Below are 15,088 nucleotides of genomic sequence, written 5' to 3' on the forward strand. Positions count from 1 at the left end.
CCTTTGAAAAGGAGGGGCTAATCGCCGTTCCCCTTGCCATGGCTTAATCGCGCGATTAACAGAGGCGTAAAGTAACAAGGAGCGGGCAAATGACTGAGACACGACGCTGCATGGGGTCTTCCATCGCCCATTGGGCTGCGAAAACTCCGGACAATATCGCGATTGACGATCCGGACGGTCAAGTCAGCTATGCCGAACTCGACCGGCGGGTCACCGAATATGCACAGGCCTTTACCGGTGCGGGTCTTTCCAGAGGCGACCGGATATGCTGGCTGGGCAAGAATAGCGGTCTCTATTTCACCCTGTTCGCCGCCGCCAGCCGCGCCGGCATGGTCATCGCGCCGATCGGCTGGCGTCTCGCCGCGCCGGAAGTCGCCTATGTGTTGAAAGACACCGGCGCACCACTGCTGATCTGCGAGCCGGAATTTGCCGGGGTCGCGAAAAATGCCGCGAAAGAAGCGCCCGATACGAAGACCATCCTCTGCACCAAGTCCGGCACAGACCTGCCGAACCTCGCAGACTTTGTCGCCGGCACGACGCCCGGCGACTTGCCCGAGTGCGATCCGGCGGAAGGCGTGCTGCAGCTCTACACATCCGGTACCACCGGCAATCCCAAGGGCGCGGTGCTGACCAGCGACAATCTGTTCAAGTTGCGGCCTTTGGTCGAGGATCATCCCGACCATGCCTGGATCGACCTGAAGCCCGGTGACAGCACGCTGGCGGTCATGCCCTGCGCGCATATCGCCGGGTCCGGCATCGGCCCGATTGCCTTTTACAATGGCGCGACGATGATGGTGATTCCCGAATTCCATCCCGACCATGTCCTCGATTGTATCGACAAGGGGCTGAACCAGTTTTCCTCGTGCCGACCGCACTGCAGATGCTGGTCAACTGGCCGCGCGCGAAAGATACGGATTTCTCCTGCGTCCGCTCGGTCACCTATGGCGCCGCGCCGATCCCGCTGGAATTGCTGCGCCAGTGTATCCAGACCATGCCGCAGGCTTTGTTCTGCCAGCAATATGGAATGACCGAGACCACCGGCACCGTCTGCATCCTGCCACCCGGCGACCATGATCCCGACGGCAATGAGCGGATGCGCGGCATCGGGGTCCCACTGCCCAGCGTCGAGATGAAAATCGTCGACGAAAAAAGGCAGGAAGTCCCGCCCGGCACGATCGGAGAAATTGCCACACGTTCCGGCCTCAACATGCTGCATTATTTCAACAATCCGGAGAAGACCGCAGAGACGGTCGACGCCGACGGCTGGCTCTACACCGGCGACGCGGCGGTGATGGACGAGGACGGCTATTTCTACATCAAGGACCGGGTCAAGGACATGATCATTTCCGGTGGCGAGAATGTCTATCCGGCGGAAGTCGAAAATGCGATCTTCGGCCATCCGCAGGTCAACGAAGTCGCGGTGATTGGCATCCCCGACGCCAAATGGGGCGAAGCGGTGAAAGCCGTGGTCTCGCCCAAGCCTGACGCCGGCGAAGTCGATACCGACAGCGTCATCGCCTGGGCACGGGAACGGATTGCCGGGTTCAAGGTGCCGAAAACGGTCGACGTGATCCCGGAACTGCCGAGAAACGCCAGCGGCAAGATCCTCCGCCGCGAACTGCGCGCGCCTTACTGGGAAGGCAATGATCGCGGCGTGAACTGAACCGCAACGCGTAATCAGCCGATCCGACCGTGCCCGCAGCAGAAGTGATCGTGGCTGGCTGTGCGACGCCATGTTGAAATTTGAAACGAGAATTGGAGCGTCGCGAAGAGCGACGGACGCGAGATATTTTAATGATCGATAAAGAAAAATGATTGAAGAGCGGAACCGGACGAGCCCGGAATTTATTCGCCTGCTCGGCGGGAAGCTGGTAGATTTCAACAGCGATAAATGCGCCTGCACTTTCGAATTTGATATCGGGAAAGACTATTGCCATTCTGTCGATATCGTACAGGGCGGCTTTGTCACCGCGATGCTCGATGCGGCCATGAGCCATGCGATTTTTCTCCATGATCAGAATGTTGTCGGTCTTTCATCGCTGGAGATTAAAACCACTTATCTGGAACCCACGCGAGCCGGAAAATTGCGCGTTGAAGGCTGGGCGATCAAGCAAGGCTATAAGATCATTTTCATGGAAGGCCATGTTTACAACGAGGATGATGTTTTGACCGCAACAGCCAGCACGGTCAGCAAAATATCCCGCGCGCCCGCCGGCTGAGCCATATTGGAGATATCCCATTGACGGCAGGGCAATCTCGGTATTGAGGGAGGCGCCGTGGATCAGGCGAATTCTGACGACTGCATCAGGTTTCGCGGATCGCTCGCGACCTCGTTGAGAAGCCACTGGCTGAACCAGCGGATCGCACGTCTGCTGCCGGACGCATTTTTGACCGCAAGAAAATAGCTGTAAGGAGTCTCGGCGCTTTCGCCAAAGGGGCGAACCAGTCCGGATGTTCCGGATTTGAAATTGACCATATCTTCGAGCACCAGCGCCATTCCCAAGCCGTGTTGTGCTGCCGAAACCAGTAATGGACCATTGTCATAATATTCGATCTTGCTGGAAGGCAGCGCGTCCAAACCGACAGCCTTCAGCCAGTTGGGCAATATTTCCGGTAAGGCGCGGTGGATCAGAAGCGGCTGCTCTTTCAAGGCACGCTTCAGCCCGGTTCGCGTGTCAACCAGACTTGGTGCGGTGATCGCAAAGGCGCGCTGCGGACGCAGTTCGTGCATTTCGATCTGATGGTCATTCTTGTTGGCGAACAGGATGATGGCATCAAGACTCATGCCCAGTTTCGCCATCGGCGAACCGGAACTGTCCAGGGTCAGTTCGACTTCGGGATGTTTTTCCCTGAATTGCTGTATACGCGGCATCAGCCAGGCTGTTGCAAAGGACGGGGGAACGCCCACGGTGATCTTATATTGTTTTTCCTCACGCAATTCTTCCAGAAGCAGCCCGAGCTTCTCGAACACAGGCTCGGTGCCGATCAGCAGGCGCTTCCCGGTCGGGGTGAGCTGGAATTCATGGTGTCGCCGCTCGAAAAGAGGCTGGCCGACATAGGTTTCCAAATTCTGGATGCGCCGGCTCAACGCCGATGGGGACAGATTCAGATCAGCCGCGGCTGCGCGTAGCGTGCCGCTTCGTGCTGTGGCCAGAAAAGCTTCAAGGGCACCGGTTGGGGGAAGCCTGCGCATTTTTACTCCTGATACTCATTACGACAGCATGATCCGTCATCAGGAACCTTGTCCCTGCAAAGGGTGAGTCAGGATCAGATACGCGCTGTGTCGTGACACTAGCTGATTTTATGCTGCAATGCACCATTTTTGAGAAAAGCTTTTTCTGTGCTTTTTCTTGATCTCGCGAAACCGTCGCAATGTTCTGAAAATGAATGATAAAACTAGGTTTTGCAAAGATTGCAACGGGTCGTGCGCAAGCTGCGATGGTGCTTTTTGTCCGAATCGAGAATGTTGCAACGCACAAATTCAGAAGGGAATTACATTATGAACACCGTCAAAAGAACAGCCCTATTTGCCCTCGCCGTATCGGCGATCGCTACCACTCCTGCGGTAGCCGCAGAGGAAAAAGCATCATTCCAATTTGTTGCGCAAGAACTGCAGAGCGAAAGCAGCCGCGAACGGATGATGATGCGCCTGGAAAGAGAAGCGCGCTCTTATTGCCGCAGCGGAAACTACTCGGTTTTGATCCCCCGTCACAGTCTGAGCAAGTGCAGCGATGCCATCAAAACACAGTGGATGACGGCCATCGACAGCGTTGAGATGAGCGGTGTCAGCGCACATGCAGGCACGGAACTGGCTGACGCCCGTCCCTGATATCTACCACGCGCCTGACATATCGTCCTGGCGCACCGATATATAGTCAAACAGGCCCTTTCCGCTTCTGGCGGAGAGGGCCTGAATGGTGCTGAGGGTTTCAATTTGTCCCGCCAACAGGGGCCGGGCGAAGACCATGATCATGACCGACGGCTTCCTCGTCCGCTCCGATAAATGGCCCTTTCCTGCAGGCGTCTGCATTGCATCCAAAGGTGGTGGGGGCCAGCCATACAATCATTTTCGGGCCGATATAGTCCTTGATACTGTCTCGATTTTGCATATAGCCACCGGACTCGAATGCCGATAGCGTGCATTTACATTTGCCAGATTCGTAAAAGCAGGGGGTCGAGTGCTGCTATGTCAAATGAGATGATTTCATCGATCAGCTATATCAGCACCGCGCGCGCCGGCCTCACCGACGCCGATTTCCAGGCCATTTTGGAAGAAGCGAGCAAACGGAACGAGACCTTGGGGCTGACCGGGCTGCTTACTTTCAACGGGCTGAATTTCATGCAAACTCTCGAAGGTCCAAGAAAAGCGTCGGCGAGTGCATCAGGCTGATCGAGGCCGACCGGCGGCATGATGGCCTGGTCTTCTTCGATCGCCGTGAGATCAAGCACCGGGAATTTCCCGATTGGCGCATGGCGGGAATCATGGTCGGCCAGGACCGTCACCATGGCAAGGCCCAGCTCGACGAAATTCTGTCCGCTGCGGAGATTGCACCGGAGACGAGGAAGCATTTCGAAAGCTTCCAGTCTTTCGGGACGCCAGCGCAATAATCGCCGGGCGGATTACGGCCGCTATCCCGCCTGACCGCGGACAAGATTTTCTAATTCTCTTCCTCGGCGGCCTTCCATGCACCCATGGACCCGAGATAGATGTCGAGATTCTGAAATCCGCGACTGGCCAGCCAGCCAGCCGCCACGGTTGCGCGCATGCCGCTGGCGCACATCAACGTATAGTGATGCGCCTTGTCGAGTTCTTTCCACCGCTCGTTCAATTCGCCGACATAGATATGTTGTGATCCGTCGATCGCGACTTCGCTCCGTTCATCCGCATCGCGGACGTCGAGCAGGGTCCAGTCGCCGCGATGCTCTTGCAGCCGCTTCCTGACAGCCTCCGTCTCTATCATCGGGATTTGCTCAATGCTCTTTCCTGCCGCCGCCGCCGGGACCACGCCACTATAGCCGCCAACGATATTGTCGAGCGCGATCCGGACGAGATGCTCCGTTGCACTGGCAAGCTGGCTTTCGTCCGAACCGATCAGCAAAATGCTGTCTTCCTCGCCGATATACCATCCGGCAAAAGCCGATATCATGCCAACCGGCAGGCTCATCGATCCGGGGAAATGACCCGAGGCATAAGCCATCGGATCGCGCACATCGACCCAATGGGTAGCGCTACAACCGTCCAGTTCCGACAAGGTCAGGTTTTTCGGCCTTGGCACCCGCGGAGCCGGATCGCCGCCTTCCAGATTGAGCCGCTCCATCAACCGGAAATAGGGTGGCTGATAGTGGTTTTCGCTGATCTTGGCCTCGATAAATGCGTCGCGGTCACCGATTTGCAGCCGGGGGTTGTTCTTGCGTTCATGGCCGACCGTCGAAAATTCCCGTTCCGCCATGCCCGATCCGCAAACCGATCCGGCCCCATGGGCGGGATAGATCATCGCCTGATCGCCGAGCGCCAGAATTTTCTGCAGGGAATCGAACAAAAGCCCGGCGACTTCCCGTTTGCGGTCCGGATAGAAATCGGTGCGGCCGACATCGCCCACGAACAGCGCGTCTCCGGTGAACACGCCGACCGCGCCGTCCGGATATTCCGAGTCATAAAGCGCGAAGGCGATATGATCATCCGTATGGCCAGGCGTTTCGATGATCTCGATCGCTAACTGCCCGATGGCGAAACGGTCGCCTTCACGGGCGGTCTTCGCATAAACAACGTCACCCGCCGGATTGGGACCATGATATACTGTGGTGCCTGTCATGCTTGCCAAGATCGGCGCGCCGGAGACCAGATCCTCGTTGCGATGGGTCTCGAAGATATGGGTGATTTCAAGGCCTTCGGCCCGCGCGGTCTCGAGATAGATATCGCAGTCCCGTCGCGGATCGATCACGGCGGCCTTGCCGCTGGAGCCGACCAGATAGGAAAGATGGGAGAGACCTGGTGTCTTGATTTTCTTCAGCAACATGATTTTTCCTCGCGTCGATCAAATTACACGGAAACCGGCCTCGGGTTCCGCCGAAAATGGGGCCGGTAGCGATGCTCGTGCGACCCGACCATCTGCTCCGCCAGCCGATCAAAACCAGAAACGCACGCCAATCACATAATTGGTGACACTTGAATCCTCACCGGCCAGCCGCGCAAAATCGCGGCTGCCGCCCAGTTTCCATTCCTGTTCGATCCCGACATAAGGCGCAAATTCGCGGGCAATCTCGTAGCGGAGCCGAAGGCCGAGTTCGATATTGTCGATACCGGAGCCGATTTCCAGTTCGGGAATCTCCTGAGCTGACAGGTTCAGCTCGGCGCGCGGCTGCAGGATCAGGCGCTGGCTGATCCGCTGGTCATATTCCGCCTCGATGCGCGCGGTGAGGTCGCCGTTGCTGGAGAGAAATGCCGCGGCATCGACTTCGAACATATAGGGCATCAGGCCCTGGACGCCGATCACCGCATGGGTGCGGTCGGGCCCTGTCAGGTCCTGCCGGACACCGGCCTGCAGATCAAAGAAGGGCGCGATGGCGCGGCTGTATAAAGCCTGCACTTCGGCGCTTTCCGGCGGTTCGCCAAAACTGCCTTCGCCTTCGCTCTTGAACCAGAATTTGTTGATGTCGCCGCCATAATAGCCCTGCACGTCCCAGAGATAACCGTCCTCACCTGCGCGTGCGCGATATTCCAGCCGGTCGCCCTGAAACCAGAAGAGCTGCATATTGCCATGCTCCTGATAGAGCGCCTCACGGGCCGGACGCATCGCAGCTGCACCCCAGATCGCATCCGCCGCATTGGGCGGGCCGGTCAGGTTGTTCGGGGACGGTGCTTGCGGGGCGGCTGGCGGACCGTGGCCCATAGCGCCATGGTCCATTTGAGAGTGATCGACCTCTGGTGTTTCGTCCGGGGCAGCGGGCATCTGGTGCGCGCCATGATCCATCTGGCCATGATCCATCTGGCCATGATCCTGCGCGAGTGCCGGCGTGGCCATGATCATTGCCGCCAGGCTTGCTGAAAATAGCCGCATCACGCCGCTCCTTCCGGAAAGGCAACGCTGACCGTCTGCATCATCCCGGCGTGCATATGGTAGAGCAGATGGCAGTGGAAGGCCCAGTCGCCCGGCTCGTCGGTGGTCACATCGAACGTCGCGCTACTGCCCGGCTGGACGATCACCGTGTGCTTTTTCGGCTGGTGATGGCCCTGTCCGTTGACCAGTTCGAAGAACATGCCGTGCAAATGGATCGGATGCGCCATCATCGTGTCGTTGACCAGCTTCACCCGCACCCGCTCGTCATGGCTGAAGCGGATCGGATCATCGCCGACCGCGCTGAACTTCCTGCCGTCGAAGCTCCACATATAGCGCTCCATATTACCGGTGAGATGCAATTCCATCTCGCGGTCCGGCGCGCGCTTGTGATGATCCATCGCGAGCGACTTCAGCAGGCGGTAGTTGAGCACCCGGTGCGGCACAGCATCGAGACCAAGGCCGGGATAGCCGGTGCGGTCCTGCGGGTTCATTGCCACCATGTCGATGCCGGGGCCGACTTTGACGCTCGCAGGGAGCAGCGCCGTGTCCCGCATATCCATGCCGCCGCTCATATCCATGGCTGCCATGTCATGGCCACTATGCGCGTCGGCAGGCGCGGCATCCGGCATTGCATGACCCATGGCCGCATGATCCATCTTGCTGTGATCCATCGGTGCATCGTCGCTGCCACCATCATGAGCCATTCCTCCATGACCCATATCGACCATCGACAGCAAAGGCGGATCGCGCAGGGCTGGGAAAGTGGCCTTGCGTCCGGGCTGCGAGGTCAGCACCGCCTGCGCCATACCGCTCCGGTCCATGCTCTCGGCGGCAATCGCAAAAGCACCGGCTGCGCTCGGCGTGACAAGCACATCATAAGTCTCGGCCACACCAATCTGCAGCTCGTCCACCGCGACCGGTTGCACATTCTGGCCGTCCGCCTGGACCACCGTCATCGGCAGACCCGGCAAACGCACATTGAAGAAGGTCATCGCGCTGCCGTTGATGATCCGCAGACGGACCCGCTCGCCCGGGCTATAGGGAAGCTCCAACCCGTCCTCCGGCCCGTGGCCATTGATCAGATAGCTATAGGTCGGCGCAGACACATCGGCGATATCGGTCGGCATCATCCGCATCCGGCCCCACATCCGCCGCTGTTCCGCGCTCAGCGGATAGTCGTCTGTGGCGCTGGTCTTCTGCATGCTGAAATAGCCCTCGCCGACCTTCAGCTTCTCCATGATCGCATGCGGGTGCATCGGCGTGAATTCGCTCAGCAATATGATATGCTCGCGGTCATATTGCACCGGATCGGGGCCGGCGGGATCGATGATGATCGGGCCATAATGACCGACCTGTTCCTGCAGTCCGCTATGGCTGTGCCACCAGTAAGTGCCCGACTGGCGCGGGGTCAGCGGCACATCAAAGCGCGCGCCGGGCCTGATGCCGGGAAAGCTGATCCCCGGCACACCGTCAAACTGGAACGGCAGCAGCAGCCCGTGCCAGTGCACCGAGCTGTCGACATCGAGCATATTGTGCACCGAGAGGATTGTCTGCTCGCCCTCCTTCAGCCGGATCAGCGGCCCCGGCACCGTGCCGTTGACCGCAATCGCATGGCCGGACCGGTCACCGGTGGCAAAGCGGCCATCGGCAATATGCAGGTCGATCTTCGCACCGGAAAGCTCGTGGATGCCCTTGCGCACCGGGCCGCCCATCTGGCCCATGGACCAGGCGGGCATGGGCAGGGCGGCGGCACCGCTCAAGGCGGCCAGACTGCCGATCATCCGGCGGCGGGAAAGGGAGAGATTGCTTTTTATCATGTCAGAAACTATATACCCCCCATAGGTATATTACAAGCGTCGATGCTGCGGTTCGATGCCGGGCAAGAACGGCCCGCGCGACGAGGCAGGTTTCAGGTTTCCCGGAACGACCCTTCGGCTCGTGCGTCATTGTAACAACCGCTTTTGCAAGAAGGAAAGGAACGCACCGACGATGTCAAAATATACAAGATTTATCGTGATGATCGCCACCTCGACGCTGGTGATGTTCGGCCTGATGTATCTCAACACCTACGCGCTCGACCATGTCCAGTTCAGTGAAACGCGGACCTGGATGGCGCTCTATATGGGCGGGGCCATGGCCATCGTCATGCTGCTGTTCATGCTGGGCATGTATGACGACAGACGGAAGAACGCGCTGATCCTCGGCGGGGCTGCCCTGCTGTTCGCCGGCTCGCTCTATCTGGTCCGGTCGCAGGACACGATCTCCGATCTGGCCTGGCAGAAAGCCATGATCCCCCATCATAGCATCGCCATATTGACCAGCGAGCGCGCCCATATCGAGGACCAGCGCGTGCGGGATCTGGCCGACAATATCATCAAGGCCCAGCGCCGCGAGATCAGGGAGATGCAATGGCTGATCGAGGATATCCGGGCCAACGGAAAGGCCGTGACCGAAGCCGATGCCACCGCACGGCCCGTCCCGGATTTTGAAGGTGAACTATGAGCAATATCAAATCCGCAAAACTCTACCGCATGGTGATGGAGCAACATATCTGTCCCTACGGGCTGAAATCGAAAGACCTGCTGGAGCGGCAGGGCTTCACGGTCGAGGATCATCATCTGACCACGCGGGCGGAGACCGATGCGTTCAAGGCGGAGCATGATGTGGAAACGACGCCGCAGACCTTCATCGATGGGAAGCGGATCGGCGGCTATGACGAACTGCGGGTAGCTCTTGGCAAGGATAAGCCGAAGGACGAGCGCAGCGATACCAGCTACCAGCCGGTCATAGCGCTGTTCACGATGACCTTCCTGATGGCGCTCGGCGCCGCCTTTGTCGCCACCGGTGCCTGGTTCTCGATATTGACCGCCGAATGGTTCGTCGCTTTTTCGATGTGCGGTCTCGCCTATCTGAAGCTGCGCGATATCGAGAGCTTCTCGACCATGTTCCTCAACTATGATCTGCTCGCCAAGCGCTGGGTCCGCTATTCCTATCTCTACCCGCTCGGCGAGGGGCTGGCCGGCGTGCTGATGATTGCCGGCGTCGCGATGTGGCTGGCGATCCCGGTGGCCTTGTTCATCGGTACGATCGGCGCGGTCTCGGTCTTCTACGCCGTCTATATCCAGAAGCGCGAGCTCAAATGTGCCTGCGTCGGCGGCGACAGCAATGTGCCGCTCGGCTTCATCTCGCTGACCGAGAATATTTTCATGGTCGGCATGGCGCTGTGGATGAGTTACAAGCTGTTCGCCGCGTGATAAGGACGGAAGCATGACAAAAGACAATATCAGCGCGAAACTCAACCGGCTGAAGCGCATCGAGGGGCAGGTCCGCGGTATCGCGAAAATGGTCGAGGAAGACCGCTATTGCATGGATATCCTTCACCAGATGCAGGCGGTGAAATCGGCTCTCGCCAAGGTCGAGAGCCAGATCCTCAAGGACCACGCCGCCTGCTGCGTCAGCGAGGCGATTGCCACCGGCGACCCCGAAGAACAGCGCGAGAAATTCGACGAGCTGGTCGACCTGTTCGAGAAGATGAAGCGCTAGCAGCCGGGCCAGGACGCGCCACGCCGGCTTGTCGGATCAATCCGCTAGAGCGGGCTTGGTCCGGTAGATTACGGTATCCCCGACGCCTTTCAGCGCGATGGTCTCGGGCGGATCAAATTCATGCGCGCCGGTACATTGATAATAAGTGGCGGCGGACACGGCGATGCCGTTCGGCTCGGCCGCGCCCTCGATCCGGCTGGCGATATTCATCGTGTCGCCCCAATAATCATAGGCCAGCCGGCTGGTGCCGACGACGCCGCCGACCACAGGGCCGCTATGGATGCCGACCCGCAGCTGGATATCGATCCCGCTTTCCTTGGCGCGGCTCTGCATTTCCGCGATCACATCCTTGGCGAAGCTGACCGCGTCCTTCGCGCCGGGCCCGGTCGACGCGGTGCCGCCCGATACCGCGAGATAGCAATCGCCAATGGTTTTCACTTTCTCGATACCATAGCGGCTGGCGCATTGGTCGGCGATCAGGAAAAAGCCGTTCAGCTGCTCGACCAGATGGCCCGGCGACAGCTGTTTGGACAGTTTCGAGAAACCGACAATATCGATGAACACCACCGAGATATCGGAGAAGGAATCCGCCACCACTTCGCCAGCGCGCAGCCGCTTGGCCACCGCTTGCGGCAGGACATTGTAGAGCAGCTTCTCGGTCTTCTTGCGTTCCCGGTTGAGCTCCTGCCGCGCCACATACATAGCCCGCGCCCGGCGGTCGGCTTCCCAGTTGGTGAAGATCGCAAACAGCAGGAAGAAACTGATGTTGACGATCGTATGATACATTTCGTCGACGTCGATACCATGGATGTCCATATAGACAACGAACACGCCCAGCGTGCCGATCGCCCAGACCAGGAACAGCTTCACATTGGCGACAAAGGCGACGCTGGCGATGAAATAGATCAGGCCGAAGAAGACCACGGAAATCTTGGTGATATCCAGATCATTGGCGGCGGTGGTGCGCAACAATACCGCCATCAGCACAGCCGCGGCGATGGTCATGGCAATGAACGGCAGCATGTCGAGCCAGCGCCATTCGATATAATGGCGGTTGGTCGTGGCAAATATCGCCAGCGCAAAAAGCCGACAATCGCCACCGTGGTGATATTGAAGGTTGCAAAGGCCTCGTTGGACGAGAAAACTGGGGTCAGCATGAAGAAGCCGAGGAAGATCAGCGGCCCGAGAATGATGATCGCCCGCGTCGCCTTGAGCCGCGACGCGCGCTCGTCCTGCACATATGTCCGCTCGTCATCGGCCTCGGCAAAATGATTGATAAATGCCATTATATATCCCCCCGGATGAAACGGTCGCTGGCCGGAAAACCGTGCGGCGCGAATGCGGTAATCCGGCCCTTCTATCACAGGGTTGTAGGGTGCGACTATTAACTAGAGGTTTTTTGGATGAAATGTTGTGGCGGGCGGAAAATTCAGTATGGTCAAATAGCGCCGAGCCCCGACGCCAAAGCGGTGGTGCAGGATATGTTGTAGTGGATGTGCGTTCACGGAGCCCAAAAAGGAACAAAATCTGATTCAAAGTTATCAGGTACAACAAAACACGTGCTTTGGCGTGCGCGCGTTACGGCAACGTATATTTTAGCGATGCCTTTCTTCGCATCAGATAGCTTTTTAGTAGCGAGATATTTTTGCAGAGGCCCATGCGGATAAATTAGAGATCGAGAAAAGGTCATGCCTTTTGCTTCTCCAAAATTTATTGGACTGCCCAATATGTTCTCTTGCTTACGATCATAACGTAGAGTTTTTGGGGCATACTTCTTATAATATCTATCTACATCAGAAATGCGGACTAAGAATACACCATCATGCTCGGTTACGTTCTTGTTCAACGACTTGGTTTGCGGCAGATCGGGGTTCAAAAGATCGGCAAAATCACAAATTTCTTGGACACATCGATGACTTATGTTCTGGTATTCCAAATTGCACAGATTTTGATTTTTCCAGCCAATAAATTTGTCGATTATCTTTGTTCCTCGAAATTTATTGTATTTTCCAGCGTTGTTGGTCGAAAATGTTGCTTGTCTATGATCGCCGACTAATGTTATTTCTACATTCGACTTGAATAAATATTCAACTAAATCAAGATCGTAGCCAGCGAGGTCTTGGCTTTCATCTATGTACAGTCGATCAAATATCCTTTCAAATCTCGCAAGAGGAGCAAGGTCAGTTTTTTAATAATCGCGCAGGCAAACTTACTCACTTTATCAAGATAGATTTGGCCTTTGCTATCAAAGTAATGACGTGAAATATCCGTCTCGGGAATATATCTCGCGGACCGACCATTCAAAAATGAAGACGAGTGATCTTCCTTTGATGAAGACATCTCTGATACGGCCTGACAAAATTTTTGAGTAAAAATGCATACCAAGTATCAACTGAGAGATTGCTTGGAACATACCCAAATTTTGTTATTGCTTTGTTGGTAATCTCGCATCGACTATTATTTGTATAGGTAACTACCGAGCACCTCGCGTCCGGTGTATAAAAAACCTCGTCCACAATACGGCTTGTCTTACCTGACCCAGCGGAGGCTACAACGATCTTATTCAAGGGCATCTCGTATGTAATCCGGAATGAAGACTTGATCGTCTGTGTCTAGAAAATTTAACGCACATTCCGACTTATTGTTTTCCATGAAGTTAAGTAGTGCTCGGTCGTTATCGAAAGTTTTTTCGAATATCCTATTGAGCTTTTCACGGCCATTGATAGCCAACAAATGTGGTTCAAGAGTTGGCAAGCTGTCATCATCGCTTGAGCATATCTTGATATTGGCTTTGCTTGAGTACTCTCTATACTTCTCAATGACTTTTTCATGGTTGCTGTCATTATCTGTCACTACAGCAACTTTGAGGTCAAGTAAGCTGGCAATGTCCAAAAATCGTTTGAAAGCCAGTGAACGTACTGAGATAACCTCGATACCGCTTTCCAAAGCGGTAGCTCCAAATTTATCTAAGATCGCTCTTTGCACAACGAGCTCATCCGATGGACCTTCTACTAAAATTGACTTGGGTGCGAGGATCATTCGAAGGGTGTCATGTCCTGGGGCTTTGCGAAAAAACCGTTCTGTAGAATCAGGTAAATCGTTGATCGAAACGCCCAATTTACCATCGAACATGACTACCTTTTCGACGCCGAGTTTATTTAGTACGAAACTCGAATGAGTGGTGAGGATTGCCTGTTTGTCGGATAAGCCCGATTGTAGGTGAGAGATTAGCTTGTTGAGATTAATGTGAGTGAGATGGTTTTCGGGTTCCTCCATCAAGACAATTTGACAACTTTTTTCAGCTTCGACAGCCAACTTTATTTTAATGGAATTTTGCTCCCCTTTGCCAACTAGTGTTAGTGGGATGTCGTCCAGATGTGGAATTACCCCGGTTTCCCAACTCGCGCGTGTAGTAGTGTCCATCGAAACAGATAGCGTTTTCCGAGACACTTCACCGGTCTTACCTTGCAGAGCTTTATTAACCGCTGCGACATTCTCCTCCTGAAGAAAGAGATCTTTCATTTTTCGATATGAAAGAGCCAAATCGACTCTCTGTTTTTATCCAAATAGTCACGGACAATTTCCATGACATACTTATGAGCCCCATAATTATTTGTGATTGCGCTGGGGTCAATTAGTGTGCAGCTTATTGGTTTTCCTTGAGCGCGAATGGGGTTGCCGGCAAACGTGTCCCAAACGATATGATAATATTCTACCGGTATGGAATTCAAGTTATCACGATCTTCAATGTATTCTTTATACTCGTCAGCGAAGTTTTCGAAATCTAGCTCAATCGAAAGTGATATCCCACAAGCATTTTTGCCAAGAGAGTTATTTGTTCCTTTCAGAGGGGCTAACCCATCGTCATCGGTCAAAAAAAGCTCTATTAGTACTTTAGGTGGTGCAAGGTTCTCTCCATTTTTTAAGCCCGCAATGAAACGAGCAACCGTCTGGACGTTAAATAAAAATGGATGAAGTTCGTATAGCGCTGGGCGCCGGTTTAGTTGGCAATTCAATGCAAGATTAATAGCCTCAAGTAGAGTCGATTTTCCGGCCTCATTGTCTCCAACGATTATGTTTAGGTCTGGGTTAAGCTCGATATCGACGTCTTTGAGAGTTCTGTAGTTCTTCACAATCACGCGTTCTATGGACATTGGGCAATCCCAGTAATTATATGAATCCGATAAGTATAACTATTTGTTAGACGATTGAAACAATTGCTTCTTTCCTACACTGGGCCCCATCGCTTATCCTCGTCTTGGCTCTTTGAAAATCTGGAAAAGATGTCGGCGATAGCGTTCGCCCAACAGAAACGATCGCACTCGATTGTCCGCCGCGTTTGAAAGGTCACACTCCCCGCCATGGTGGCAGAGAGAAAAGACCGGAAAACTCAGGCTTCGGGGCAAAGGTCGCGGAAAACAAATGGGTGTGTTTGTGTAAAGTTTCATTGTGGTGCGCTAGTAGGTGTCGCGTGGCCATCGCATCCT

Annotated in this window: 16 protein-coding genes and 2 pseudogenes; 9 read left to right on the forward strand and 9 right to left on the reverse strand. The window is 55.4% G+C overall.

The features are described 5' to 3' along the window. Nucleotides 1–110: 110 nt before the first annotated feature. The 3 genes and pseudogenes from C8024_RS22880 to C8024_RS04165 all read left to right on the forward strand — a co-directional run. Nucleotides 111–782, forward strand: a pseudogene (locus tag C8024_RS22880) (AMP-binding protein); the annotation flags it as partial. A 98-nt stretch (nucleotides 783–880) separates the two neighbouring features. Beyond that, complete coding sequence (locus C8024_RS22885) at nucleotides 881–1,663, forward strand: AMP-binding protein (protein ID WP_367947141.1); 783 nt, start codon at nucleotides 881–883, stop codon at nucleotides 1,661–1,663. Between the two features lie 148 nt (nucleotides 1,664–1,811). Continuing rightward, nucleotides 1,812–2,219 carry a PaaI family thioesterase gene (locus C8024_RS04165; RefSeq protein ID WP_173203057.1) on the forward strand — a complete coding sequence of 136 codons (408 nt, stop codon included), beginning with the start codon at nucleotides 1,812–1,814 and terminating at the stop codon, nucleotides 2,217–2,219. 62 nt (nucleotides 2,220–2,281) lie between these two features. Here the strand turns inward: C8024_RS04165 and C8024_RS04170 are convergent, their stop codons facing one another. Further along, nucleotides 2,282–3,193 carry a LysR substrate-binding domain-containing protein gene (locus C8024_RS04170; protein WP_100094237.1) on the reverse strand — a complete coding sequence of 304 codons (912 nt, stop codon included), beginning with the start codon at nucleotides 3,191–3,193 and terminating at the stop codon, nucleotides 2,282–2,284. 306 nt (nucleotides 3,194–3,499) lie between these two features. On the opposite strand from C8024_RS04170, the gene C8024_RS04175 reads away from it, so the two are divergent. From C8024_RS04175 to C8024_RS20875, 3 genes and pseudogenes are all read left to right on the forward strand, one after another. Continuing rightward, nucleotides 3,500–3,829 carry a UrcA family protein gene (locus C8024_RS04175; RefSeq protein WP_173203059.1) on the forward strand — a complete coding sequence of 110 codons (330 nt, stop codon included), beginning with the start codon at nucleotides 3,500–3,502 and terminating at the stop codon, nucleotides 3,827–3,829. A gap of 369 nt (nucleotides 3,830–4,198) precedes the next feature. Next, nucleotides 4,199–4,416 (forward strand): annotated as a pseudogene (locus C8024_RS04180) (BLUF domain-containing protein); the annotation flags it as partial. A 54-nt stretch (nucleotides 4,417–4,470) separates the two neighbouring features. Further along, complete coding sequence (locus C8024_RS20875; RefSeq protein ID WP_254305541.1) at nucleotides 4,471–4,608, forward strand: hypothetical protein; 138 nt, start codon at nucleotides 4,471–4,473, stop codon at nucleotides 4,606–4,608. Nucleotides 4,609–4,658: 50 nt separating this feature from the next. Here the strand turns inward: C8024_RS20875 and C8024_RS04190 are convergent, their stop codons facing one another. The 3 genes from C8024_RS04190 to C8024_RS04200 all read right to left on the reverse strand — a co-directional run bounded on the left by C8024_RS04190 (nucleotide 4,659) and on the right by C8024_RS04200 (nucleotide 8,875). Next, complete coding sequence (locus C8024_RS04190) at nucleotides 4,659–6,017, reverse strand: rhodanese-like domain-containing protein (RefSeq protein WP_173203063.1); 1,359 nt, start codon at nucleotides 6,015–6,017, stop codon at nucleotides 4,659–4,661. Between the two features lie 108 nt (nucleotides 6,018–6,125). Further along, nucleotides 6,126–7,058, reverse strand: a complete 933-nt coding sequence (locus C8024_RS04195; protein ID WP_173203065.1) for a copper resistance protein B — start codon at nucleotides 7,056–7,058, stop codon at nucleotides 6,126–6,128. Then, nucleotides 7,058–8,875: a copper resistance system multicopper oxidase gene (locus tag C8024_RS04200; RefSeq protein ID WP_173203067.1), complete on the reverse strand. Its 1,818-nt coding sequence runs from the start codon at nucleotides 8,873–8,875 to the stop codon at nucleotides 7,058–7,060. The genes C8024_RS04195 and C8024_RS04200 overlap by 1 nt, the downstream gene beginning before the upstream one ends. Before the next feature lie 172 nt (nucleotides 8,876–9,047). Here C8024_RS04200 and C8024_RS04205 point away from each other — a divergent pair, with 172 nt between their 5' ends. Genes C8024_RS04205 through C8024_RS04215 form a run of 3 tightly spaced genes read left to right on the forward strand, consistent with a single transcriptional unit; the run spans nucleotide 9,048 to nucleotide 10,601 of the window. Next, the gene (locus C8024_RS04205) at nucleotides 9,048–9,560 is read left to right on the forward strand and encodes a DUF305 domain-containing protein (RefSeq protein ID WP_173203069.1); all 513 of its coding nucleotides are present in this window, start codon (nucleotides 9,048–9,050) and stop codon (nucleotides 9,558–9,560) included. After that, nucleotides 9,557–10,312 carry a MauE/DoxX family redox-associated membrane protein gene (locus tag C8024_RS04210; protein WP_217271981.1) on the forward strand — a complete coding sequence of 252 codons (756 nt, stop codon included), beginning with the start codon at nucleotides 9,557–9,559 and terminating at the stop codon, nucleotides 10,310–10,312. The genes C8024_RS04205 and C8024_RS04210 overlap by 4 nt, the downstream gene beginning before the upstream one ends. A gap of 13 nt (nucleotides 10,313–10,325) precedes the next feature. Beyond that, the gene (locus C8024_RS04215) at nucleotides 10,326–10,601 is read left to right on the forward strand and encodes a metal-sensitive transcriptional regulator (protein WP_100094245.1); all 276 of its coding nucleotides are present in this window, start codon (nucleotides 10,326–10,328) and stop codon (nucleotides 10,599–10,601) included. 36 nt (nucleotides 10,602–10,637) lie between these two features. On the opposite strand, the gene C8024_RS04220 is transcribed toward C8024_RS04215, so the two are convergent. The 5 genes from C8024_RS04220 to C8024_RS19960 all read right to left on the reverse strand — a co-directional run bounded on the left by C8024_RS04220 (nucleotide 10,638) and on the right by C8024_RS19960 (nucleotide 14,755). Continuing rightward, nucleotides 10,638–11,624 (reverse strand): adenylate/guanylate cyclase domain-containing protein, encoded by a 987-nt coding sequence (locus C8024_RS04220; RefSeq protein ID WP_173203071.1) that lies wholly within the window; start codon nucleotides 11,622–11,624, stop codon nucleotides 10,638–10,640. Continuing rightward, a complete protein-coding gene (locus tag C8024_RS04225; protein WP_173203074.1) occupies nucleotides 11,603–11,887 on the reverse strand; it encodes a hypothetical protein in 285 nt (94 codons plus the stop codon). The genes C8024_RS04220 and C8024_RS04225 overlap by 22 nt, the downstream gene beginning before the upstream one ends. A gap of 215 nt (nucleotides 11,888–12,102) precedes the next feature. Continuing rightward, the gene (locus C8024_RS04230; protein WP_367947142.1) at nucleotides 12,103–12,537 is read right to left on the reverse strand and encodes a hypothetical protein; all 435 of its coding nucleotides are present in this window, start codon (nucleotides 12,535–12,537) and stop codon (nucleotides 12,103–12,105) included. 623 nt (nucleotides 12,538–13,160) lie between these two features. Further along, on the reverse strand, nucleotides 13,161–14,123 hold the full coding sequence (locus C8024_RS19955; protein ID WP_217271982.1) for an ATP-dependent endonuclease: 963 nt from the start codon (nucleotides 14,121–14,123) through the stop codon (nucleotides 13,161–13,163). Beyond that, the gene (locus tag C8024_RS19960; protein WP_254305543.1) at nucleotides 14,120–14,755 is read right to left on the reverse strand and encodes an AAA family ATPase; all 636 of its coding nucleotides are present in this window, start codon (nucleotides 14,753–14,755) and stop codon (nucleotides 14,120–14,122) included. Before C8024_RS19960 ends, C8024_RS19955 begins: the two co-directional genes overlap by 4 nt. Between the last annotated feature and the right edge of the window lie 333 nt (nucleotides 14,756–15,088).

It is taken from the genome of Sphingopyxis sp. BSNA05 (genome assembly GCF_013265645.1).
Taxonomy (GTDB): Bacteria; Pseudomonadota; Alphaproteobacteria; order Sphingomonadales; family Sphingomonadaceae; genus Parasphingorhabdus.

Coding starts and splice junctions, on each gene's coding strand:
- C8024_RS22885 (WP_367947141.1), top strand. CDS start 881: ATGCTGGTCAACTGGCCGCGCGCGAAAGATACGGATTTCTCCTGCGTC.
- C8024_RS04165 (WP_173203057.1), top strand. CDS start 1,812: ATGATTGAAGAGCGGAACCGGACGAGCCCGGAATTTATTCGCCTGCTC.
- C8024_RS04170 (WP_100094237.1), bottom strand. CDS start 3,193: ATGCGCAGGCTTCCCCCAACCGGTGCCCTTGAAGCTTTTCTGGCCACA.
- C8024_RS04175 (WP_173203059.1), top strand. CDS start 3,500: ATGAACACCGTCAAAAGAACAGCCCTATTTGCCCTCGCCGTATCGGCG.
- C8024_RS20875 (WP_254305541.1), top strand. CDS start 4,471: ATGGCGGGAATCATGGTCGGCCAGGACCGTCACCATGGCAAGGCCCAG.
- C8024_RS04190 (WP_173203063.1), bottom strand. CDS start 6,017: ATGTTGCTGAAGAAAATCAAGACACCAGGTCTCTCCCATCTTTCCTAT.
- C8024_RS04195 (WP_173203065.1), bottom strand. CDS start 7,058: ATGCGGCTATTTTCAGCAAGCCTGGCGGCAATGATCATGGCCACGCCG.
- C8024_RS04200 (WP_173203067.1), bottom strand. CDS start 8,875: ATGATAAAAAGCAATCTCTCCCTTTCCCGCCGCCGGATGATCGGCAGT.
- C8024_RS04205 (WP_173203069.1), top strand. CDS start 9,048: ATGTCAAAATATACAAGATTTATCGTGATGATCGCCACCTCGACGCTG.
- C8024_RS04210 (WP_217271981.1), top strand. CDS start 9,557: ATGAGCAATATCAAATCCGCAAAACTCTACCGCATGGTGATGGAGCAA.
- C8024_RS04215 (WP_100094245.1), top strand. CDS start 10,326: ATGACAAAAGACAATATCAGCGCGAAACTCAACCGGCTGAAGCGCATC.
- C8024_RS04220 (WP_173203071.1), bottom strand. CDS start 11,624: ATGCTGCCGTTCATTGCCATGACCATCGCCGCGGCTGTGCTGATGGCG.
- C8024_RS04225 (WP_173203074.1), bottom strand. CDS start 11,887: ATGGCATTTATCAATCATTTTGCCGAGGCCGATGACGAGCGGACATAT.
- C8024_RS19955 (WP_217271982.1), bottom strand. CDS start 14,123: ATGAAAGATCTCTTTCTTCAGGAGGAGAATGTCGCAGCGGTTAATAAA.
- C8024_RS19960 (WP_254305543.1), bottom strand. CDS start 14,755: ATGTCCATAGAACGCGTGATTGTGAAGAACTACAGAACTCTCAAAGAC.